This is a genomic window from Roseateles chitinivorans (assembly GCF_050632145.1).
Classification (GTDB): domain Bacteria; phylum Pseudomonadota; class Gammaproteobacteria; order Burkholderiales; family Burkholderiaceae_C; genus Roseateles; species Roseateles chitinivorans_B.
Map to the genome: position 1 here is coordinate 5,551,185 of NZ_CP192577.1, position 22,062 is coordinate 5,573,246.

Genomic DNA, 22,062 nt, shown 5'->3' on the forward strand with positions numbered 1-22,062 from the left:
TTGTCGTTTCCGCCCACCGTTTCCGCCAACCCTATGTCTGGCGCCGGGCAAGATCACATTGGGCATACTCCCCGCCACTCCCTGATCCCATGAAGACCGCGCCTATCGTTCCGGCCCGCGTCGATTTCTCCGGCGCCATTCCGAGCGCGCCTGATTTCGGCGACGCGTACCACGCCCCGTCCGGGGCGTTCGTGCAGGCGCGGCAGGTGTTCCTCGGCGGCAATGGCCTGCCGGAGCGGTGGGCCGGCCAGAGGCGCTTCGTCGTGCTCGAGACCGGCTTCGGACTGGGCAACAACTTCCTCGCCACCTGGGCCGCCTGGCGCGACGATCCGGCGCGCTGCGGGCGGCTGGTCTTCCTCAGCATCGAGAAGCATCCACTGACCCGCCCTGATCTTGAGCGCGCGCATGCGGCCACGCCGGAACCGGCGCTGGCTCGGCAACTGCTCGACGCCTGGCCGGCGCTCACGCCCAACCTGCACACGCTGGACTTCGAGGACGGCCGCGTCCGGTTGATGCTGGCGTTCGGTGACGCACACGCGTGGTTGCCCGAGCTGGTGGCTTCCGTGGATGCCTTCTTCCTCGACGGCTTCGCACCGGCGAAGAACCCCGACCTGTGGGACGAGGCCGTCCTCAGGCAGGTCGGCCGCCTGGCCGCGCCGGGGGCCACGGCCGCGACCTGGAGCGTCGCCCGCAGCGTGCGCGACGGCCTGACGGCGGCAGGCTTCGAGGTCGAGAAGCGGCCGGGCATCGGCGGCAAGTGGCAGAACACGGTCGCACGTTTCACACCCCGCCACCGGCCGCCGGTGCCACCGGGCCGGACGGCCATCGCGCCGGACACCCAGGACGTGCTGATCATCGGCGCCGGCCTGGCCGGCGCGTCCTGTGCCCGCGTGCTGACACGCGAAGGCTTGCGGGTCACGGTGCTCGAAGGGGGCGCGACGACCGCGCCCCAGGCCTCCGGCAATCCGGGCGGCCTGTTCCACGGCACGCTGCACGCCGAGGACGGGCCGCACGCCCGATTCAGCCGGGCCGCAGCGCTGGCGACCGAGCGCGAACTGCGCCGTGTCGAGCCTGCCCTGCCCTGGTTGCAATGGGGATTGCTGCGCGTCGAACGGGACCCTCAGGCCCTGGCATCGATGCAGTCGCTGCTGGCGCGCAGCGGACTGCCTGCCGACTATGTCCAGGCCCTGAGCGTCGAGTCGGCGAGCGCGAAAGCGGGTCTCGCTGTGAGCCAACCCGCGTGGTTCTTCCCGGGTGGAGGCGCGGTCTCGCCGCCGGCACTCGTGACAGCGTGGCTCGAAGACGCGGCGCGGTCCGACGGCTTCCAGCTGCGCCTGAACACGCCCGTCGACCGCCTGCGTCGCGATGAGGCGGAAGGGCGCTGGTCGGCGCTCAATGCCGCCGGCGACATCATCGCCACCGCTGATGCCGTCGTGCTGTGCGGTGGCATCGGGAGCGACCCGCTCGCGTCCCCCTGGGCAGCCGGCGCGCGGTGGCCCTGGGTGGCACAGCGCGGGCAGTTGAGCGTCATGCCGCAAGACCTGGCACCTCCGACGCTGGCGCTGCCCGTGGCGGGGTTGGGCTACGCGCTCAGCCTCCCTGACGGCGCGCTGTGCTTCGGCGCGAGCACCGATGGTGGCGACATGGATCCGGCACTCCGTGCCTCGGACCATGCCCAGAACCTCGATCGGGTGCGGGCATTGCTGTCGTCGGCCACGATGCCCGACACCCTACCGCTCGTTGGCCGCGTCGGCTGGCGCAGTCTGGTGCCGGATCGGCTGCCGATCGTGGGCGCGCTGCCGGCCGGGGTGCCGGAGCGGCGCGCCGAACAGGCGCGCTTCTGGCCTCGTCAACCGGGTCTGATGGTGATGGGCGCCCTCGCCTCGCGCGGGATCACCTGGGCGACGTTGTGCGCCGAACTCGTCGCCGCGCAGCTCACGGGCGCCCCGTGGCCCGTGGAGACGAGCCTCGCCGACGCCGTCGATCCCGCCCGCTTCGCCGCCAGGGAGCGACGCGCTCCGGAGTAGGCAGGACCGCCGTGTCGAGGGTCAGGTCTTTACGGCCTCGGCCGGTTTGCCGTCCGCGCCGCTGCGAACGACATAGCTCGTCACCTCGCGCGACACCAGCATCGGGAGGATGGTGCCGAAGCCCAGACGCTGGAAATGCTCGGAGGCACGGTGCTCGTCCAGGCCGCTCGCGTCGGTGTACTGCTCGAGGATCACGTAGCGGTCCGGATCCTGAGGCGATCGGTAGAACGCGTAGGCCAGGTTCTTGGCCTCGCGACGCGTGGCCTCGGTCAGCTCGACCAGCAGTGCGCCGACCTGGTCGCCCAGGCCCGGCTTGACGTGGTAATGCGCGATCACCTGCAGGAAGCTGCCGCCAGCGGACGTCGGGGCGGTCGAGGGAGGCGTGTCGGACATGGCGGACACCGGCGAGGGCCGGCAGGTCGTGACGGATGGCGCATTGTCCGGCCACCTTCGTCGAACCATTTAAGTTTGATCACGTACGCGTCGATATGGTGCGAAGGCGGCATCAAGGTCGCTGCGCGCCCGCATGGGCGCAGGCATACGATTCCAAACGGGTCCTGCCGGATCCAACATCTCGGGAGACATAGTCATGATTCATCTGGTGGCGGGCCGATCGATCGGCCAGCGGCTCGGCGTGGTGCTGGGCCTGGTGCTGCTGATCGCCTTCGTGGGCTCGGGCCTGAGCTACCTGGCCCTGGGCCGCGTGGCGGCCGAGACCGACGTGATGCTCAACCAGGACCTGGCCGCCGAGCGCGTCGCCTCCGACTGGTACCGCAACATCACCAACGGCGTGAACCGCACCAGCGCGATCGCCGTCAGCGCGGACCCCAGCCTGGCGCAGTTCTTCGCCACGACCGCCGCCGAGTCGACCAAGCAATCGGGCGAACTGCAGAAGCAGCTCGACGGCTACATGGTCACGCCGGAGGAACGCAAGATGTTCGAAGCGCTCAGCGAGGCCCGCAAGGGGTACCTGAGCACGCGCGACGCCGTGGCCGCGGCCAAGAAGGCCGGCGACGCCGACAAGTCGCGTGAGATCTTCGACCGGGAGTTCCAACCCGCCGCAGCCAGGTTCCAGGAGGCGATCCAGGGCATCGTGCAGCACAAGCGCTCGCTGCTGGACGACGCCGCGAAGCAGGTCGACGCGACCAACGGCCGGGCACGGACCGCATTGCTGGTCTTCTCGCTGGTCGCGCTGGGTCTGGGCGTGTGGTTCGCGGTCTCGCTGACGCGCTCGATCACCGGACCGCTGCGCGGTGCCGCCGAGGTCGCGGACGCCATCGCCCATTTCGACCTGACGCAACGCGTGCCGCAAGGCGGTCGCGACGAGACAGGGCAATTGCTCGGCTCGCTGGGCGGGATGCAATCGCAGCTGCTGAAGCTGATCGGCGACGTGCGCGGCTCGGCCGAGAACATCGGCACCGCCAGCGCGGAGATCGCCACCGGCAACCACGACCTGAGCGCCCGCACCGAGCAGACAGCCTCCAACCTGCAGGAAGTCGCCGCGTCGATGACGCAGCTGACGGGCACCGTGCGTCAGACGGCGGACTCGGCGATGACGGCCAACCAGCTGTCGAGTTCGGCGGCCGAGACGGCGCAGCGCGGTGGCGCGGTGATGGGCCAGGTGGTGAGCACGATGGGCGACATCAGCAACAGCTCGCGCCGCATTGCCGACATCATCGGCACCATCGATGGCATTGCGTTCCAGACCAACATCCTGGCGCTGAACGCGGCGGTCGAAGCGGCGCGCGCCGGCGAACAGGGCCGCGGCTTCGCGGTGGTCGCCAGCGAGGTCCGCTCGCTGGCGCAACGCAGCGCCGAGGCAGCCAAGGAGATCAAGACGCTGATCGGCGCCAGCGTCGAGCGCGTCGAGTCGGGGTCGCGGCTGGTGGAGGATGCCGGCGGCGCGATGACCGAGATCGTGGCCAGCGTGCAGCGTGTGGCCGACATCATCGGCGAGATCAGCGCCGCTTCGCGCGAGCAGAGCGACGGCATCAACCAGGTCAACGCGGCCATCGGCCAGCTCGACCAGATGACGCAGCAGAACGCAGCGCTGGTCGAGGAATCGGCCGCCGCGGCCGAGAGCCTGAAGGAACAGTCGCAACGGCTGGCCAGCGCGATCTCGGTGTTCCGGCTGCGCTGAACGTTCCTGAAGCAGGATGGACAACGAGGCCCCGCGGGGCCTCGTTGTCGTTCCGGTGGGCGACGTTCAGAAGGTCATCGTCTTCACGCCCTGCGCCGTGCCGAGCAGGCACACCCCCGCCTTGTTGCGGGCGAAGACACCGACGGTGACCACGCCCGGCCATTGCGTGACCTCGGCCTCGAACGCCGCGGGATCGGTGATCTTCAGGCCTTTCACGTCGAGGATCTGGCAGCTGTTGTCGGTCACGCAGTCCTTGCGCAGCACCGGCTCCACGCCCATCGCCCGGAAGCGGCGCGCGATCTGCGCAGCCGCCATCGGGATCACCTCGACCGGCAGCGGGAAGCCGCCCAGCACGTCGACCAGCTTGCTCTCGTCGGCGATGCAGACGAAGGTCTTGGCCAGGTCGGCGACGATCTTCTCGCGCGTCAGCGCGGCGCCGCCCCCTTGACCATGTGCCCCTGACGATCGATCTCGTCGGCGCCGTCGATGTAGACCTGCAGCGACTCGACCTCCGACGCGTCCAGCACCGGGATGCCCAGCGCCTTCATCCGCTCCGTGCTGCGCACCGAACTCGACACCGCGCCCGAGATGCGGATGGCGCTCGCCGCCAGTGCGTCGATGAACTTGTCCACCGTCGATCCGGTGCCCACGCCCACCACGGTGTCCGGCGTCACGTACTGCAATGCGGCCTGGCCGACCAGGGTCTTCAATTCGTCTTGGGTCATGGGAGGAGCGAGCGACGGCTCGTCGTTGATGGCGGGAGAGGAAAGGCGGAAAGGCCGAGGCGGATTATCTCCGCTGCCCTGCGAGTTCCCGCGTGGCGATCAAGCGTCAGACGAACGCGATCCAGCGTCCGCAGATGATGACAACGACCCATATCGCCAATGAGAGCAGGCATTGCCAGCGCCCGAGCCGGTCCTGTGCGCGGACGCCGCCGCGCCAGTGGAACCACGCCGCGTTCAGGCCCGCCAGCGCGATCAGCGCGACCTTGATCCGCATCGCCGGATTCACCCACAGCTCCTGCGGCTGGATCGCGAACATCGCCGCGCCCGACACCGCGCACAACGCGAAGCCGGCCAGCGCCGTGGGAATCGCCAGGCGCGCCAGCGATGTCGGATCGAGCTCGCGTCGCGCGCCCAACGTCCTCAGTTCGAAGACCAGCAACCCGCCGAACAGCGCGCCGAGCCCGATCAGGTGCACCACCGAGAACGCCGGGTAGGCCCACGGATGGGCGACCAGCGTCGTCATGGTGGTCCACATGCGTTCACTCCGCCGCGCGCCGGGGTGGGCCGATGGGACGGTCGCTCATCCGCCTGACTTCGTGTGCGATTCCGGAAGGACAGGCCGTCCGCTCAGGCCGCGCGACGCTCGCGCCGTTGGCGCACCGCGGCGGCCAGCGCGCGCATCAGCGGCTCGGTCTGGCTCCAGCCCAGGCAGGCGTCGGTGATCGACACGCCCGGCAGCAGGTCGGCCTTGGTCTGTCCGGTCAGCAGGTCCTGACGACCCGGCTGCAGGTGCGACTCGACCATCACGCCGGTGATGCGCTCGTCGCCGCCGGCGATCTGCGCGCCGACGTCGTGGCCCACGTCGATCTGGCGCTCGTACTTCTTCGACGAATTGGCATGCGAGAAGTCGATCATCAGCTGCTCGCGCAGCCCCGCCGCCTTCAGCACCTCGGCCGCCGCCTGCACCGAGGCCGCGTCGTAGTTCGGCGCCTTGCCGCCGCGCAGGATCAGGTGGCAGTCGTCGTTGCCGCGGGTCTCGAAGATCGCGGCCAGGCCCATCTTCGTCATGCCCATGAAGGCGTGGCTCGCGCGCGCCGCCAGCACCGCGTCGGCGGCGATCTTCACCGAGCCGTCCGTGCCGTTCTTGAAGCCCACCGGGCAGGACAGGCCGGACGCCAGCTGGCGGTGGCTCTGGCTCTCGGTCGTGCGCGCGCCGATGGCGCCCCAGGCGATCAGGTCGGAGATGTACTGCGGCGACAGCAGGTCCAGGAACTCGGTGCCCGCCGGCAGGCCCAGCGCCGTCACGTCCAGCAGCAGCTTGCGGGCCAGCCGCAGGCCTTCGTTCATGTGGAAGCTGCCGTCCAGGTGCGGGTCGTTGATGTAGCCCTTCCAGCCCACCGTCGTGCGCGGCTTCTCGAAGTACACGCGCATCACGATCAGCAGGTCCTGCTGAAGCTCGCCGCGCAGGTCCTTCAACAGCCGCGCGTAGTCCATCGCCTGGCCGTGGTCGTGGATGGAGCACGGCCCGACGATGCACAGCAGCCGGTCGTCGCGGCCGTGCAGCACGTCGCTGATCTCGCGGCGCGCGGCCTCGACGACCTTGAGCGAGGCTTCCGGCAGCGGCAGCTCGTCGAGCAGCAGCGCCGGCGAGATCAGCGGGCGGACCGCGTCGATGCGGGTGTCGTCGGTGCGGGTGTCGTCGCGGGTGGAATCGGCGGAACCGATCTCGCGATCGTGCTGCGGGTGGTCGAGGTGCTTCATGGCGGCGGCGGTGCGCCCTCGCGGGCGTCGAAACGCAAAATTGAACCGCCGATTATCCGCCCGACCGGGACATCGAGGCGAGTCCCACCGAGGTAGCCGACAGGACGAAGCCCGTCAGCGCCAGCGCGCCGAAGTGCTCGCCGAGCAGTCCCATGCCCATCAGCGCCGACACGCCGGGGATCAGGTAGAAGAGCTTGGCGACCGCGCCGGCCTGACCACGCCGGATCATGACGAACATCAGGCTGAACGCGCCGATCGAATTCACCAGGCCCAGCCAGAGCGTCGAGCCGATCAGTTCCAGGCTCCAGTCCGGCGCGCCCGGCTCGCGCCAGAGCGCCAGCGCCAGCACCGCGAGCGCGGACACCGTCACCTGGATGCCGCTGCCGGTGCGCAGGTCCATGCCGGCGCAGAAGCGCTTCTGGTACAGCGTGCCGGCGACCAGGCCGGTCAGGCCGAGCAGCCCCGCGCCGTAGGCCATCCACGCGCCGCCGCCCAAGGGCCGGTCGACGATCACCAGCGCCACGCCGGCCGCGCCGCCGAGCATGCCCAGCCACTGCGCGACGCTCATGCGCTCGGCCAGCCAGAGGTGGGCGCCCATCGCGGTGGCCAGCGGCATCATCCCGATCAGCAGCGCGGCCACGCCGGTCGGCAGGCCCCAGGCGATCGCGCAGTAGACGCCGGAGAAGTGCAGCACCTGCATCAGCAGCCCGACGACGCCGAGGTGGATCCAGGCCCGTGCGGTCTTCGGCCACGGCGCGCGCGTCGCCACCGACACGGCGAGCAACACCACCGCCGCGAGCCCGAAACGCAGCGCCAGCAGCGTGAACGGCCCCGCATGCGGCAGCGCCAGCTTGCCGGCGACGTAGCCGGTGCTCCACAGCAGGATGAAGAGCGCCGGCAGGCTCAGCGCGACGAGGGCGCCGAGACGGTCTGGCCGCGCGGGGCCAGGGGTGGCAGTGAGCAGGATCGAGGTCGTCATCGCGGACTCCCAGGTGAACAGCGATGGGATCAACTCTAGAAATTGAACGCCTTGGACACAATCCACTGTCGATTCGTTTTAGAGTTTCCATATCGAGAACAATCAGAGGATCGTCATGGGACGCCTGGAAGACCTGCAAGCCTTCGCCCGCGTCGTGGACGCGCGCAGCTTCTCCGGCGCGGCCAAGCTGCTGGGCGCGACCAAGTCCGCCGTCAGCAAGCAGGTCGCGCGGCTGGAGCAGCAGCTCGGCACGCGGCTGCTGCACCGGACCACGCGCAGCATCAGCCCCACTGCGGAAGGCCGCAGCGTGTACGAGCGCGCCCAGCGCCTGATCGAAGAGGCGCAGGCGCTCGATGCGGAGCTCGCCGGCCAGCGCGAGCAGCCGCGCGGCGTGCTGAGGCTGAGCACCTCCACCGCGTTCGGCAACCTGCAGTTCACCGGACTGATGGCGGAGTTCTGCGCGCGGCATCCGCAGCTGCAGGTCGTGCTCGGGCTCAATGACCGCTACGTCGACCTGGCCGAGGAAGGCTTCGACGTCGTGATGCGGCTGACGGGACGTCCGAGTCCCGGGCTCGTCGCGCGCAAGCTGGCCGACATCCGCTTCGTGCTGTGCGCCTCGCCGGACTACCTCGCGAGGCAGGGCACGCCGACGGCGGTCGCGGATCTCGCCGGCCACCGCTGCCTGCGCTTCGGCTACCTGCACGCGCCGGAGCGCTGGCGCTTCCGCCATCCTGTGGACGGCGAGGCCGAGGTCGAGATCTCCGGCGCGCTGCGCTTCGAGAGCGGGCTCACGGCCAACAGCAGCGAGTCGCTGCGCGTGGCGGCGCTGGCGGGCATGGGGCTGGCCGTGCTGCCGACCTACGCGATCGGACGCGACCTGCGCGAGGGTCGTCTGACCGCCCTGCTCCCGGACTGGACGCCCCTGGGCGGACCGGCCGAAGCCAACGTGCTCTACGCCGTCTACCTGCCGAGCCGCTTCCCCAGCCCGAAGGTCCGGGCGCTGATCGATTTCTGTGTCGAACGGTTCGGCGACATCCCACCCTGGGACCGCCCGGAACCCGCCTGACACCCGCATTGGCGGGCTTTCCTGCGGATCTCCCGCGGCACTCCTCCGGGCCCCGGCCCGTTCGGGCCACGGAGAGTCCCCCATCACCGTTCGCACGCCAGGAGTAGGCACGGCGCGGGCGGCTCCGGGCGCGATGAGACAATCCGCCCCCATCATGGCTCTCATCCCCTACGGCTTCGCCCGTCCCTTCCTGTTCGGTCTGGATCCCGAACACGCGCACGAACTGACCCTGGGCAGCATCGCCCGTCTGCAGAACACCCCCGCCCAGTGCGCCTGGGCGCAGACGCGGGTGTCCGATCCGGTGACCATCGCCGGCCTGCGCTTCCCCAACCGCATCGGCCTGGCCGCCGGCCTCGACAAGAACGGCCGCTGCATCGACGGCCTCGGCGCGATGGGCTTCGGCTTCATCGAGGTCGGCACCGTCACGCCCAAGGCGCAGCCCGGCAACGACAAGCCGCGCATGTTCCGCCTGCCCGCGAAACAGGCCCTGATCAACCGCCTGGGCTTCAACAACGAAGGGCTGGACGCGTTCATCGCGAACGTGAAGCGCTCGCACAGCTTCCGTCACCACGGCGGGCTGCTCGGCCTGAACATCGGCAAGAACGCCGCGACGCCGATCGAGCGCGCCGTCGACGACTACCTGATCGGCCTGGAAGGCGTGTTCCCGCACGCCGACTACATCACCGTCAACATCTCCAGCCCGAACACCAAGAACCTGCGCCAGCTGCAGAGCGACGAGGCGCTGGATGCCCTGCTCGGTCCGCTGCAGGCGCGCCGCCTGGCGCTGCAGGACGCGAGCGGACGGCAGGTCCCGCTGTTCGTGAAGATCGCGCCCGACCTCGACGAGGAGCAGGTCGCCGTCATCGCCGCGAGCCTGAAGCGCCACGGCATCGACGGCGTCATCGCGACGAACACGACGATCGCGCGCGAGGCCGTGCAAGGTCTGCCCCATGCGAACGAAGCCGGCGGGCTGTCCGGCGCGCCGGTCTTCGAGGCCAGCAACCGCGTGATCCGCCTGCTGCGTGCGGCGCTGGGCAACGGCTACCCCATCATCGGCGTCGGGGGCGTGCTCAGCGGCGAGGACGCACGCGCCAAGCTGCAGGCCGGGGCAGACCTGGTCCAGCTGTACACCGGCCTGATCTACAAGGGTCCCGCGCTGGTGCCGGAGTGCGCGAAGGCGATGGCGCGGCTCTGAGCGCCCTTCCGGCGCCCCGGCGGCTCCGCCCCTCCAAAGCGCTCCTTCGTGAGCGCTTTTTTCGTTGGCGTCCACAGCAAAGACCTGTTGATGCGGGGACGATCCGCACCCGGGCCGGCGGTTGGCAAGACGATAATGCCTCGCATTCACATTCGTCAGATGCTGTCCCGCCCATGATTGATACCGCTACCAGTCCCACCCGGGGGACGAGCCGGCCAATGCCGCTCCAGCTCCTGTCACGCATCGGCGCGGCGATCCTCGGCGGCTACGCGTTCTGCTGGGGCTTCATCGCGATCGCGCACAGCGGGCTGTATGCGCTCGGCATGTCCTTCCACGACGCCGAGCACCTGAGCGCGATCCTGGGCGTGCTGCTCTTCCTGGTGGTGTTCCTGTGGACCTTCGCGGCACGCCGCGTCGGCCTGTGCTGGGCGGTGCTGCTGATCGGCGGCGGCGTCATGTCCGGAGCGGCCGCGCTGATCCAGCGCGCGCTGCTCGCCTGACGGGAAGGAGGCAGACATGTTCCAGAACTTCCGGCTCTCGATGGCCTGGCTGCACACCTGGTTCGGCCTGGTGCTGGGCTTCGTGCTGATGGTGGTGTTCTTCTTCGGCGCGCTGTCGGTGTTCGACCGCGAGATCGACCGCTGGGCGATCCCGTCCTCGCGCTTCGAGCCGCAGCCGATGCCCTCCTTCGACCAGATCCTGAAGCCCGCCTTCGAGAAGATGCAGCCGGCCAAGGAGGCCGTCGCACTGCTCGAAGGTCGCGTCAACGGACCGCTGCCGGAGCGCTTCGACGTCGTCAGCAGCTGGGGCGCGTACACGACGCACCGCGATCCGGTGGTGTCGGTGTTCGCGGGCTACAAGGTGCCCCACGCGAAGGACCCCGACGAGACCGTCTTCGCGGTCCATGCGCTCGATCCGCGCAACGGCGCGGTGCTTCCCCAAGGGCAGTTGCGCATCGGCAGCGAGTTCTTCTATCCGCTGCACTACAGCCTGCACTTCACCTGGAAGGACCTGGGCTACTGGATCGTGGGCTTCTCGGCGCTGATGATGCTGGCGGCGCTGGTCAGCGGCGTGGTGATGCACCGCAAGATCTTCCGCGAGTTCTTCACCTTCCGCCGCAACAAGACCGTGCAGCGCAGCGCGCTGGACCTGCACAACCTGACCGGCGTCGTGGCACTGCCCTTCCACTTCTTCTTCGCGTTCACGGGGCTGGTGATCTTCGCCGGCATCTACTTCCCGGTCGCACACACGCAGTTGCATGACCTGCACGAGCTGTCCGAACGCGTCGAGGCGCAGCAGACCGGCCTGCCGCACGAGCGCGCCGGCGTCGCCGCGCCGCTGGCCTCCGTGGACGCGATGGTGGCCGAGGCGCAGCGTCGCTGGGCGGCCAAGGGCATGGCCGGCGACGTGGGCTTCGTCAACCTGCAGCATGTCGGCGACGCCAACGCCTATGTGAGCGTGTATCGCGCCGGCACCGACCGCGTCGCGCTGACCGGTGAAGGCATCCACTTCAAGGCGAGCACCGGCGAGCTGCTGCGCGAGGATCCGCCGCGCACCGCCGTCGACAGCGTCACCGAGTTCCTCACCGGGCTGCACCTGCAGCACTTCCGGCACTGGCTGCTGCGCTGGCTCTACGTGCTGGGCGGTCTGCTGGGCTGCGTCTGCATCGCGACGGGTTTCCTGTTCTTCGTCGAGAAGCGCAAGCAGCAGCACGCCAAGGCGGGCGGACAAGGCAGCCGCGTCGTCGACGCGCTGGCGGTGACGACGGTCACCGGCATGCTGGTCGCGACGATGGCGATGCTGATTGCCAACCGGCTGCTGCCGGAGTCGCTCGCCGACAAGGGCGAGTGGGAGCGCAACGTCTTCTGGAGCATCTGGGCGCTGACGATGGTGCATGCCTTCGTGCGCGGCGGCGCGGTCGCACGGGCGAGGATGAATCCGGCCTGGCGCGAGCAGTGCTGGGTGATCGCCGCGGGCGCGGTCGCGGCGGTGGTCGCGAACGCGGTCACGACAGGCGATCACCTCGGAAAGACCCTGTCGAACGGCTACTGGCCGGTGGCGGGCGTGGACCTGAGCCTGATCGCGTCGGCCGCCGTCGCGCTCTTCGCTGCCGGGAAGCTCGCTCAGCGGGCCAGGCGATCAGCGTCGGCGGAGCGCGCGTCGCCGTCCGCCCTCAAGCCCGCGGGAGTCCGTCATGGCTGAGCCCGTGGTGCTGCTGAGCGCCGCCGCCGTGAACGCCGTCCTCGGCTTCGGCTGGCTGGCGTTGGCCATGGACACCCACTGGGAGCAGGTCCACGGCGAAGAGGCGCCGAAGGCGGCCACCGCCCGGAATCTCCGCGCGGCAGGCGTGCTGGCACTGGCGCTGTCGCTCGGCCTGTGCCTGAAGGCGGATCACCCGTCGATGGCCGCGCTGGTCTGGCTGATGCTGCTCGCGGGCGCCGCGTCGGTCATCGCGGCCACGCTGTCGTGGCGCCCGCGATGGCTGAAGGGGTTGTGGCCGCGCTGAGCGGCTCACAAGCGGCTCAAGAACGGCTCACAAGCGACTCAAAAGCGGCTGAAATGGAAACGGCCGCATGAGCGGCCGTGCAGGAGGCGGCCGCTTCGCGCGGCCAGGTCCCCGATCAGTCGCGGCGGCGACGGCGCGCCACGAAACCGACGGCGGCGATGCCGGCCAGCATCAGCGCGTAGGTCGCGGGTTCGGGCACGGCGGCGGCTGCGGCCGTGACATTGAGCGTCGTCGACAGCACTGCGATGCCGCCGAAGCCGGGGCCGCTCAGCACGCCGCTGGCGAGCAGTTGATACGTGCCCGCAGCCAGGTTGGCGTAATGGAAGCCGGAGGCGCTCGCGTCCAGGTCGGTCAGGCCGTTCAGGCCGGCGAAGCTGAAGCTCACCGACTGCAGGGGCAAGGTCTGGCCGTTGCCGAAGCCCACGGTGGTCGCGGCCAGCACCGAGCCGGTCACGTCCGACGCCTGCGTCAGGGTGAAGGATCCGAGCACGATGTCGGAAAAGCTGTTGCCTGCCGGCGTCGAGGTGGTCGTCACCGCCACCGCATCCAGGGTCGCGGCGCCTGCGGCACCAGCGATCAGCGCGGCGCCCAGCGCCAGCACGAGAGACTTCAATTTCATGGCTGCCGATCCCGTCAGTCGAGTTGATTTCGTGACGGAGTTTGCACTGCAGCATGAGTTCGTGTCCTGGACAAACTGGCGACTTTTGTTGCAGTGCGTCACCGGCACGTCACGCCCGCAGGGGACAAGAGGCCGGTTTTGTCCCTTGCCTTGTCCCCTGCGTGCCCGCTCCGGGCACGCCGACGATCGAACAGTCCGGACCGTTCGCGATCAGCCCGCCGTGACGCGCATGGGCTTGGTCATCACGTCGCAGGGCTTGCCCTTCTTCGCGCGCTTGCCGGCGTAAGCCGCGAGCGCGGCGTTGCGCAGCGGCTCCTCCTTCGCCTTGCCGCCACGGACCGTGCCGCTGACCATCAGCAGGTGGGTGAAGGCCGCGATGCTGACCAGCGCGTCCTTCGCGTCCAGGTCGATCAGCGTCAGGCCGCGCCCGCCCTTGGGCTGGTGCTTGAGTTCCTCGATCGCGAAGGTCAGCAGGCGACCGGTCATCGTCAGGCAGGCGACCTGGACAGCGGCCGCCTCTCCCTTGGCTGCGGCGGCCGGCACCACGGACGGCGGCAGCGGACGTTCCTCGCCTTCCAGGCTCAGGAAGCTCTTGCCCGCCTTCTGGCGGCCGACCAGGTCGCCGACCTCGGCCACCAGGCCGAAGCCGCCGGTACCGGCCAGCAGCAGCTTCTGCGTCGCCGCGGCGGCGTAGTAGTGCGCGATCTGGGTGCCCGACTCCAGCTCGATCAGCGTGGTGATCGGCTGGCCGTCGCCGCGCCCGCCCGGCAGCGCCGAGACCGGCACCGAGTAGGCCCGGCCGTTGGTGCCCAGCACCACCAGCGGATCGACGCTGCGGCACGGGAACACACCGTACAGCGAATCGCCGGACTTGAACGCCAGCGCCGCCGGATCCACCTCATGACCCTTGAGCGCGCGCACCCAGCCCTTCAAGCTGACGACCACCGTCACCGGTTCGTCGACGATGCGCACCTCGGCCACCGCGCGCTTGTCTTCCTTGATCTCGGTGCGGCGCTCGTCGCCGTATTGCTTGGCGTCCGCCTCGATCTCCTTGACCACCGTGCGACGCAGCACCGACGGGTTGGACAGGATCTCCTCGAGCTTGCCGGCCTCCTCGCGCAGGGTCTTCAGCTCCTGCTCGATCTTGATGAACTCCAGCCGCGCCAGCTGGCGCAGGCGGATTTCCAGGATGTCCTCGGCCTGGCGCTCGCTCAGCTTGAAGCGCTCGATCAGCGCGGGCTTCGGTTCATCCGAATTCCGGATGAGCGCGATGACCTCGTCGATGTGCAGCAGGATCTCGTGCCGGCCTTCCAGGATGTGGATGCGGTCGCGGACCTTGTCCAGGCGATGCTGCGTGCGCCGCGTCACCGTGTTCAGGCGGAAGCCGATCCACTCGGTCAGGATCTTGCGCAGCGTCTTCTGCGTCGGCCGGCCGTCGTCGCCGACCATGGTCATGTTCAGCGGGGCCGTCGTCTCCAGGCTGGTCTGCGCGAGCAGCGTGTTGATGAAGTCCTGCTGGTCGACCGTGCGGCTCTTGGGCTCGAAGACCAGGCGCACCGGCGCGTCCTTGTTGGACTCGTCGCGGGCCTTGTCCAGCACCGCCAGGATCGCGCCCTTGAGCTGCAGCTGCTCCGGCGTCAGCGTCTTCTTGCCGGTCTTGACCTTGGGGTTGGTCAGTTCCTCGATCTCCTCGAGCACCTTGGCCGTGCTGACCCCCTGCGGCAGTTCGGTCACGACCAGCTGCCACTGGCCGCGGGCCAGGTCCTCGATCTTCCAGCGCGCGCGCACCTTCAGGCTGCCGCGACCGGTGCTGTAGGCCGCGCGGATCTCGTCCGCCGAACTGATCAGCTGGCCGCCGCCCGGATAGTCCGGCCCCTTGATCGCGCCGAAGAGCTCGTCGTCGCTCGCGTCGGGGCGCTTGAGCAGCAGCACCGCCGCTTCTGCGACTTCACGCAGGTTGTGGCTGGGGATCTCGGTGGCCATGCCGACCGCGATGCCGGAGGCGCCGTTCAGCAGCACGAAGGGCAGCCGGGCCGGCAGCTCGCGCGGCTCGCTCTCGGAGCCGTCGTAGTTGGGCTGGAAGTCGACCGTGCCCTGGTCGAGTTCATCGAGCAGCAGGCGCGAGTAGGCCGACAGTCGCGCTTCCGTGTACCGCATCGCGGCGGCGTTGTCGCCGTCGCGGCTGCCGAAGTTGCCCTGGCCGTCGACCAGCGGGTAACGCTGGCTGAAGTCCTGCGCCATGCGCACCATCGCGTCGTACGCGGCCTGGTCGCCGTGCGGGTGGTACTTGCCGAGCACCTCGCCGACCACGCGCGCGCTCTTGACCGCCTTGGCGCCCGTCGTGCCGGTGAAGCCCAGGCCCAGCCGCTCCATCGTGAACAGGATGCGCCGCTGCACGGGCTTCTGTCCGTCGCTGTACGACGGCAGCGCGCGGCCCTTCACCACCGACAGCGCGTACTCCAGGTAGGCCTGCTGCGCGTACTGCGCCAGCGTCAGCGCGTCGCCCGAAGGCGCCTGCCCGCCGGGGCCGCCAGAGCCGTTCGGGTTCTCGAAATCAAAAGTCTCTTGGGTCATCTCTCTCATGCCGGCCTGCGCCGGTCGTTCGAATCTTTTCGGGAATCTGTTGAATCTGGGTCCTGGCAGCTCGCCGCCTGCCTCGACCGCTCATTCGAGCGGCGCCGCAACCATCGTCAGCTGCCGGGCCCGGCTGCCGAGGCTGCGCTGCAGCAGCGCCCAGTAAAGCTCCATCACCAGGTGGACGTGGGCCTGCGTCTCGTCGATGTCAGGCATGTGGCCACCCGCGCGACGCACCGCGCCCTCGCCCGCGTTCCAGGCCGCCAGCGCCGCGTCCAAGCGTCCGAAGCGCCGCGTCAGGTCCGCCAGCATCCGCGCGCCGATCAGCACGTTGGTGCGCGGGTCCTGGAGATACCCGACGCGCCGCAGCTCGTCCGGCGTCGCGTAGCGCTGGGCCGTCGCCGCGGTGATCTGCATCAGGCCGGTCGCGCCACGCGGCGAGACCGCATCGGGCTTGAAGCCGGACTCGACCGCGATGATCGCCTTCAGCAGCTCCGCGTCGATGCCGGTCGCGGCCGCCGCCTCGCGCAGATACGGCTGCACGGCCTTGACCTCGGGCGCGATGTCCAGCCAGGTCAGCATGCGCTGGCCGTGGTCGGTCTTGCCCGGCACGCGCCGGATGCCGCTCAGCGGCGACATCACCGGCTGGAACCGGCTGTCCACCTGCACCGGCGCGAAGTGCGCGATGCCGTCGGCGTCCACGTAGCCCCACAGCTCCGCATGCGCCGGCGACAGCTTCGCGGCGAAGGCGACCGCGATGCTCAGCGCCAGCCGCTTGCGCAGCCGGCGTCCGCCGGAGGTGGGGCGTCCGTGGCTCATGCTGCCTCCAGACCTTGCGCGGCGCGCGCCTCGTACTCGCGCTTGAGCAGCGACATCACGATCAGGTCGTCGAAGCCCGTGCTGTCGCCGCGCTCCGCGTCCTTGCCGCCCTGACCGCCATCGGCCTCGGTCATCCCTTCGGCGCGCACGCATTCGCGCAACCGGCCTTCCTCGACGTAGCCCTCGCTGCGGTACAGCGATTGCGCCCGCGTGTTGCGACCCTTCACGTCCAGCCAGAAGCGGTGCGCCCCCAGCTGCGTGAACGCCATCTTCTTGAGCAGCCGCACGCACAGGCGACCGACGCCCTGCCCCTTCGGGCCGAGCACGATGCGCTTGAGCTCCACCGAACGGTTGGGATTGCGGCAGCCCTGCAGGATCACGAAGCCGGCGCGCTCGGCGTCCAGTTCCACGATGAAATGCCGCGCATCCGGGAAGCGGACGGCGCCCTCGTGCTGCGTGCGCTCCCACGGCGTGATGAAGGGCCGGTTGCCCGCGTCCTGCTCCACGCCCACGACGAAGTCCAGGTCGGACAGCATCGTGGGTCGGAGCGTGACGCGGTGGTCGAGCATGGCGTGGTCCGGGGTTGAAGGGGCTTGAGGGGCTTGACGCGCTTGAGCGGCTTAAACGTCGACTTCGATGGAGTCGCCGTGCAGCTCCATCAGCTCGCGACGCGCGGCGGCTTCGCCCTTGCCCATCAGCTTGTTGATGGCGCCCTCGGTGTCGCCGAAGTCGAGCTCGCCGTACTGCACCTGCAGCAGGCGGCGCGTCTCCGGATTCAGCGTCGTATCCCAGAGCTGCTCGGCGTTCATCTCGCCCAGGCCCTTGAAGCGGCTGATGCTCCAGCTGCCTTCGCGCGCGCCTTCCTTGCGCAGCTTGTCGAGGATGGCGGTCTGCTCGCCCTCGTCCAGCGCGTAGAGCTTGGCCGCGGGCTTCTTGCCGCGCGCCGGCGCGTCCACGCGGAACAGCGGCGGCCGCGCCACGTACACGTGGCCGGTGGCGATCAGCTTGGGGAAGTGGCGGAAGAACAGCGTCAGCAGCAGCACCTGGATGTGGGCGCCGTCGACGTCCGCGTCCGACAGGATGCAGATCTTCCCGTAGCGCAGGCCGGACAGGTCCGGCTCGTCGTTCTTGCCGTGCGGGTCGACGCCGATGGCCACCGAGATGTCGTGGATCTCGTTGTTGGCGAACAGCCGGTCGCGCTCGACCTCCCAGGCGTTGAGCACCTTGCCGCGCAGCGGCAGGATGGCCTGCGTCTCCTTGTCGCGGCCCAGCTTGGCGGAACCGCCGGCGGAGTCGCCCTCGACCAGGAAGAGCTCGTTGTGCAGCAGGTCGGTGCTTTCGCAGTCGGTCAGCTTGCCGGGCAGCACGGCCACGCCGGAGCTCTTGCGCTTCTCGACCTTCTGCGCCGCGCGCTGGCGCGTCTGCGCCTGCTTGATGACGAGTTCGGCCAGCTTCTTGCCGTGCTCGACGTGCTGGTTGAGCCACAGCTCCAGCGCCGGCTTCACGAAGGCCGACACCAGCCGCAGCGCGTCGCGCGAGTTCAGCCGTTCCTTGGTCTGGCCCTGGAACTGCGGATCCAGCACCTTGGCCGACAGCACGAAGCTGGCGCGCGAGAACACGTCTTCCGCCATCAGCTTCACGCCCTTGGGCGCGAGCGCGTGCATCTCGATGAAGCCCTTGATCGCGCCGAACAGGCCGTCCTTCAGGCCGGACTCGTGCGTGCCGCCGGCCACCGTCGGGATCAGGTTCACGTAGCTCTCGCGCATGACCTGACCCTCCTCGGTGAAGGCCACGCACCAGCTCGCGCCCTCGCCCTCGGCGAAGTTCTCGCTCTCGGAGGCGGTCGCGAACTGCTCGCCCTCGAACAGCGGGATCAGCGGGTCGGCCGGCAGGGCCTGCATCAGGTAGTCGCGCAGGCCGCCCTTGTAGGTCCACGTCTGCGTCTCGCCGGTCTTCTCCTGCGTCAGCGTCACCGTGACGCCGGGCATCAGCACGGCCTTGGAGCGCAGCAGGTGCACCAGTTCGCCCTTGGGCAGGTCGGCGCTCTCGAAATACTTGCCGTCGGGCCAGACGCGCACCGTCGTGCCCTGCTTGCGGTCGCCGGCCTTGAGCTCGGCCTTGCGCGTGGCCACCGGCTCGATGACGTCGCCGCCCGAGAAGGCCAGCGTCGCGACGTTGCCCTCGCGGTAGACCGTCACCTGCAGCCGCTTGGCCAGCGCGTTGGTCACCGACACGCCCACGCCGTGCAGACCGCCGGAGAAGCTGTAGGCGCCGCCCGAGCCCTTGTCGAACTTGCCGCCGGCGTGCAGCCGGGTGAAGACGATTTCCACGACCGGCACGCCCTCCTCGGGATGCAGGCCGTAGGGAATGCCGCGGCCGTCGTCCTCGATGGTGATCGAGCCGTCGGTGTGCTGGGTGACGGCGATGCGCTTGCCGTGACCGGCCAGCGCCTCGTCGGCCGCGTTGTCGATCACCTCCTGGATGACGTGCAGGGGGTTGTCGGTGCGGGTGTACATGCCCGGGCGCTGCTTGACGGGCTCCAGTCCCTTGAGGACACGGATCGAGCCTTCGCCGTAGCTGCCGGGTGCGCTGCTGGTGGAAGTGACTGCTTTGGTTGCCATGGGGCGGGATTCTATGCAGCGTCGGCGACGCTCCCGACCGCCTGCCGGCAGGGGTCGTTCCCATGGGGGTTTCCCCGCTCTTCGCGCGCATGCCGCACGGCGCAGCGGTTCCCGCACGTCCCGTTACCGATCGAGCCCCGATGGCATGGAAGCGCTGTCGTAGCATCCGCCGCTTGTCCGCACGCCTCCGCCCGACTGGTCCGATGCCGCTCCTGCCCCGCTCCTCGCGCCCGCTGCTGGCGCCCCTGGCCCCCTCGTCCTGGCGTTGTCCTCCCTCCTCGGAGCGGGAACGGCGCAGGCCGACAACTACAAGGCCAGCCCGGAGATGGCCATGGAGCTGCGCCACGCCCGCTGGTTCGACGGCGAGAAGCTGCAGAGCGGCACGCTCTACGTCGAGGACGGCCGCTTCGTCGAGAAGCGCCCCCGCAAGGTCAACCGGCTGCTGGAGCTGCGCGGCCAGACCTTGGTGGCGCCGCTCGCCGACGCGCACAACCACAACCTGCAGAGCGCCTGGGGCCTGGACAAGTTCGGTCAGGATTACCTGCGCGACGGCGTGTTCTACGCGGCGATGCTGTGCGCCGATCCGGCCGCGATCGAGCCGATCCGCGCCCGCATCTCGCAGCCGGAGACGCCGGACGTGCTGTTCGCCACCGCCTGCATCACCTCGTCCGACGGCCAGCCGCTGGCGATGCTGCAATCCGGCACGCCGCCGATGGCGCTGGAGCAGATCGTCGACAAGGCGGTGCTGGTCATGGACACCCCCGAGCAGGTCGGCCAGAAGTGGCCGCTGATCGCCGGCCGCCACAGCGACCTGGTGAAGGTCATCATGAGTTATCACGACCGTCCCGAGCTGCGTCAGGTGCCCGAGCAGCGCGGCCGGCTGGGCGTGACGCCCGAGGTGGTGGCCGAGGTGGTCCGCCGCGCGCATGCCGAGGAGCGGCGCGTCGTGGTCCACATCGAAAGCGCCGCGGACTTCGCCGCCGCCGTGCGCGCCGGCGCCGACTTCATCGCCGAGCTGCCGGGCTACTTCCCGCAGCATGGCGAGGATCCCGAGACCCACCTGATCCCGCCGGACATCGCCGCGCTCGCGGCCGAGAAGAAGATCGGCATCGTCACCGCGACGGTGGCCACGCGGCTGTTCCAGCCGGCACCGGAGCTGCTGGCGCGGATCGAGGCCGTGCAGAAGCAGAACCTGGAGCGGCTCAAGGCCGCCGGCGCGCGGTTGCTGGTCGGTTCCGACCTGTTCACCGGCAATGCGTTGAGTGAGGTGCATCACCTCGACCAGCTGGGTGTGCTCGACAAGACCGCGCTGCTGCGCCTGGCCACCCTGGAGACGCCGAAGGCCCTGTTCCCGCAGCGCAAGCTCGGCTGCTTCCAGCCCGGCTGCGAGGCGAGCTTCCTGGTGCTGATCGGCAATCCGCTGGAAGACCTGGACGCCCTGGACAAGCCGATCCTGCGCATCAAGCAGGGCCGCGTGCTGACGCAGCTGGAGGACGTCGCCGCGACCGCCGGCGAGGAGAACAACGCGCTGAATTCCGCCGCCGGCGCCGAGAAGAAGTCCTCCGGCAAGAAGTCCAACGCCAAGTCCACGAAAAAGTCGTCCAGCACCAAGGCCAAGCCTGCGGGAAAACCCGCCAAGGGCACCAAGACGAGCGCACGCCGATCGTCGACGGCGCACGCCTGAGGGACGCCGGACCACCATTCGGAGGGAGCCCGCGCCCCCGCCCGTCATCCAGGCGTCAGCGGATCGCGCATGAAGCCATTACATTGACCGGATGAGCGCGATCCCGATTCCCCCGTCCTCCCCCGCACGCTGTCGATGCGGCAGGTGCTGATCTGCGGCGCCGCGATCGTCACGCTGTCGATGGGCATCCGCCACGGCTTCGGACTGTGGCTCACGCCGGTCACGATGGACCGCGGCTGGACCCGCGAGGCGTTCTCCCTCGCGCTCGCCGTCCAGAACATCGCCTGGGGCGCGGCCGGTCCGTTCGCCGGCATGCTGGCCGACCGCTTCGGCGCGCTGCGCGTGCTGATCGCCGGCGCGCTCCTCTACGCCGCGGGGCTGGCGCTGATGGCGGTGTCGACCTCCACCGCCGGCTTCCTCGGCAGCGCCGGGGTGCTCATCGGGCTGGCCCAGTCGGGCACCACCTACGCGGTGATCTACGGCGTGATCAGCCGCAACGTCTCCGCGGAGAAGCGCTCCTGGGCCATGGGCGTCGCGGCGGCCGCGGGCTCGTTCGGGCAGTTCCTGATGGTGCCGGTCGAGAACTGGCTGATCGGCTACAACGGCTGGCAGAACGCGCTGTTCGTGCTGGCGATCGCCGCCTGCCTGATCGTGCCGCTCGCCTTCGGCCTGCGCGAACCGGCCCGCGAGACCGCCCACGGCGCCCACCACCAGAGCATCGGCCAGGCGTTGCGCGAGGCCTTCGGCTACCGCAGTTTCCAGCTGCTGATGCTGGGTTACTTCGTCTGCGGGTTCCAGGTCGTGTTCATCGGCGTGCACATGCCGAGCTACCTGAAGGACCATGGCCTGACGCCCCAGGTCGCGACCAACGCGCTGGCGCTGATCGGCCTGTTCAACGTCTTCGGCACCTATGCCGCGGGCACGCTGGGCCAGAGGCTGCCGAAGCGCTACCTGCTGTCGGGCATCTACCTGCTGCGCTCGATCGCGATCATCATCTTCCTCAACGTGCCGCTGACGCCCGCCAGCGTCTACGTCTTCGCCGCGGTGATGGGCGTGCTGTGGCTGTCCACCGTGCCGCCGACCAACGCCATCGTGGCGCAGATCTTCGGCGTGCAGCACATGTCGATGCTGGGCGGCTTCGTGTTCTTCAGCCACCAGATCGGCAGCTTCCTGGGCGTGTGGCTGGGCGGCAAGCTCTACGACGCGACCGGGTCCTACGACGTGGTCTGGTACCTGGCCATCGGGCTGGGCGTGATGGCGATGCTGGCCAACCTGCCGGTGCGGGAGTCGGCGATCGCCCGGCGACCGGCGCCGGCCGCCGCCTGACCCGCGACGCCACGACACGC

At 69.6% G+C, this 22,062-nt stretch carries 18 protein-coding genes and 1 pseudogene; 9 read left to right on the forward strand and 10 right to left on the reverse strand.

Features of this window, described 5'->3' with window-relative positions; all coding sequences use genetic code 11:
- Positions 1-89 precede the first annotated feature (89 nt).
- Positions 90-2,027 carry an FAD-dependent 5-carboxymethylaminomethyl-2-thiouridine(34) oxidoreductase MnmC gene (gene mnmC / locus ACQ86G_RS25565; protein WP_431257909.1) on the forward strand — a complete coding sequence of 646 codons (1,938 nt, stop codon included), beginning with the start codon at positions 90-92 and terminating at the stop codon, positions 2,025-2,027.
- 21 nt (positions 2,028-2,048) lie between these two features.
- Here the strand turns inward: mnmC and ACQ86G_RS25570 are convergent, their stop codons facing one another.
- Positions 2,049-2,420, reverse strand: coding sequence for a putative quinol monooxygenase (locus ACQ86G_RS25570; protein ID WP_431257910.1), 372 nt, complete (start codon positions 2,418-2,420; stop codon positions 2,049-2,051).
- A 196-nt stretch (positions 2,421-2,616) separates the two neighbouring features.
- Here ACQ86G_RS25570 and ACQ86G_RS25575 point away from each other — a divergent pair, with 196 nt between their 5' ends.
- Positions 2,617-4,167: a methyl-accepting chemotaxis protein gene (locus tag ACQ86G_RS25575; protein ID WP_431257911.1), complete on the forward strand. Its 1,551-nt coding sequence runs from the start codon at positions 2,617-2,619 to the stop codon at positions 4,165-4,167.
- A 66-nt stretch (positions 4,168-4,233) separates the two neighbouring features.
- Here ACQ86G_RS25575 and rpiA read toward each other — a convergent pair.
- From rpiA to ACQ86G_RS25595, 4 genes and pseudogenes are all read right to left on the reverse strand, one after another.
- Positions 4,234-4,892: pseudogene (gene rpiA / locus ACQ86G_RS25580) on the reverse strand (ribose-5-phosphate isomerase RpiA).
- A gap of 106 nt (positions 4,893-4,998) precedes the next feature.
- Positions 4,999-5,427 carry a hypothetical protein gene (locus tag ACQ86G_RS25585; RefSeq protein WP_431257912.1) on the reverse strand — a complete coding sequence of 143 codons (429 nt, stop codon included), beginning with the start codon at positions 5,425-5,427 and terminating at the stop codon, positions 4,999-5,001.
- A 92-nt stretch (positions 5,428-5,519) separates the two neighbouring features.
- Complete coding sequence (locus ACQ86G_RS25590) at positions 5,520-6,653, reverse strand: 3-deoxy-7-phosphoheptulonate synthase (RefSeq protein ID WP_431257913.1); 1,134 nt, start codon at positions 6,651-6,653, stop codon at positions 5,520-5,522.
- A gap of 52 nt (positions 6,654-6,705) precedes the next feature.
- Positions 6,706-7,632: a DMT family transporter gene (locus ACQ86G_RS25595; RefSeq protein ID WP_431257914.1), complete on the reverse strand. Its 927-nt coding sequence runs from the start codon at positions 7,630-7,632 to the stop codon at positions 6,706-6,708.
- A 115-nt stretch (positions 7,633-7,747) separates the two neighbouring features.
- Here ACQ86G_RS25595 and ACQ86G_RS25600 point away from each other — a divergent pair, with 115 nt between their 5' ends.
- The 5 genes from ACQ86G_RS25600 to ACQ86G_RS25620 all read left to right on the forward strand — a co-directional run bounded on the left by ACQ86G_RS25600 (position 7,748) and on the right by ACQ86G_RS25620 (position 12,399).
- Positions 7,748-8,698 (forward strand): LysR family transcriptional regulator, encoded by a 951-nt coding sequence (locus tag ACQ86G_RS25600; RefSeq protein WP_431257915.1) that lies wholly within the window; start codon positions 7,748-7,750, stop codon positions 8,696-8,698.
- Between the two features lie 154 nt (positions 8,699-8,852).
- Positions 8,853-9,893, forward strand: coding sequence for a quinone-dependent dihydroorotate dehydrogenase (locus ACQ86G_RS25605; protein WP_431257916.1), 1,041 nt, complete (start codon positions 8,853-8,855; stop codon positions 9,891-9,893).
- A 218-nt stretch (positions 9,894-10,111) separates the two neighbouring features.
- A complete protein-coding gene (locus tag ACQ86G_RS25610) occupies positions 10,112-10,393 on the forward strand; it encodes an iron uptake protein (RefSeq protein ID WP_431257917.1) in 282 nt (93 codons plus the stop codon).
- Between the two features lie 16 nt (positions 10,394-10,409).
- Complete coding sequence (locus tag ACQ86G_RS25615; RefSeq protein ID WP_431257918.1) at positions 10,410-12,095, forward strand: PepSY-associated TM helix domain-containing protein; 1,686 nt, start codon at positions 10,410-10,412, stop codon at positions 12,093-12,095.
- Complete coding sequence (locus ACQ86G_RS25620; RefSeq protein ID WP_431257919.1) at positions 12,088-12,399, forward strand: DUF3325 domain-containing protein; 312 nt, start codon at positions 12,088-12,090, stop codon at positions 12,397-12,399. Before ACQ86G_RS25615 ends, ACQ86G_RS25620 begins: the two co-directional genes overlap by 8 nt.
- Before the next feature lie 115 nt (positions 12,400-12,514).
- Here ACQ86G_RS25620 and ACQ86G_RS25625 read toward each other — a convergent pair whose 3' ends face one another.
- The 5 genes from ACQ86G_RS25625 to ACQ86G_RS25645 all read right to left on the reverse strand — a co-directional run bounded on the left by ACQ86G_RS25625 (position 12,515) and on the right by ACQ86G_RS25645 (position 19,032).
- Positions 12,515-13,018 (reverse strand): FxDxF family PEP-CTERM protein, encoded by a 504-nt coding sequence (locus tag ACQ86G_RS25625; RefSeq protein WP_431257920.1) that lies wholly within the window; start codon positions 13,016-13,018, stop codon positions 12,515-12,517.
- A 210-nt stretch (positions 13,019-13,228) separates the two neighbouring features.
- Complete coding sequence (gene parC, locus ACQ86G_RS25630) at positions 13,229-15,592, reverse strand: DNA topoisomerase IV subunit A (protein WP_431257921.1); 2,364 nt, start codon at positions 15,590-15,592, stop codon at positions 13,229-13,231.
- Between the two features lie 90 nt (positions 15,593-15,682).
- Entirely contained in the window at positions 15,683-16,411 is a 729-nt protein-coding gene (locus tag ACQ86G_RS25635) for a lytic transglycosylase domain-containing protein (RefSeq protein WP_431257922.1), read from the reverse strand.
- On the reverse strand, positions 16,408-16,980 hold the full coding sequence (locus ACQ86G_RS25640) for a GNAT family N-acetyltransferase (RefSeq protein ID WP_431257923.1): 573 nt from the start codon (positions 16,978-16,980) through the stop codon (positions 16,408-16,410). Before ACQ86G_RS25640 ends, ACQ86G_RS25635 begins: the two co-directional genes overlap by 4 nt.
- A gap of 51 nt (positions 16,981-17,031) precedes the next feature.
- Complete coding sequence (locus ACQ86G_RS25645) at positions 17,032-19,032, reverse strand: DNA topoisomerase IV subunit B (RefSeq protein WP_431257924.1); 2,001 nt, start codon at positions 19,030-19,032, stop codon at positions 17,032-17,034.
- 265 nt (positions 19,033-19,297) lie between these two features.
- On the opposite strand from ACQ86G_RS25645, the gene ACQ86G_RS25650 reads away from it, so the two are divergent.
- Both ACQ86G_RS25650 and ACQ86G_RS25655 read left to right on the forward strand, forming a co-directional pair.
- Complete coding sequence (locus ACQ86G_RS25650; RefSeq protein WP_431257925.1) at positions 19,298-20,716, forward strand: amidohydrolase family protein; 1,419 nt, start codon at positions 19,298-19,300, stop codon at positions 20,714-20,716.
- A 135-nt stretch (positions 20,717-20,851) separates the two neighbouring features.
- On the forward strand, positions 20,852-22,042 hold the full coding sequence (locus tag ACQ86G_RS25655; protein ID WP_431257926.1) for an MFS transporter: 1,191 nt from the start codon (positions 20,852-20,854) through the stop codon (positions 22,040-22,042).
- The last annotated feature ends 20 nt before the right edge of the window (positions 22,043-22,062 follow it).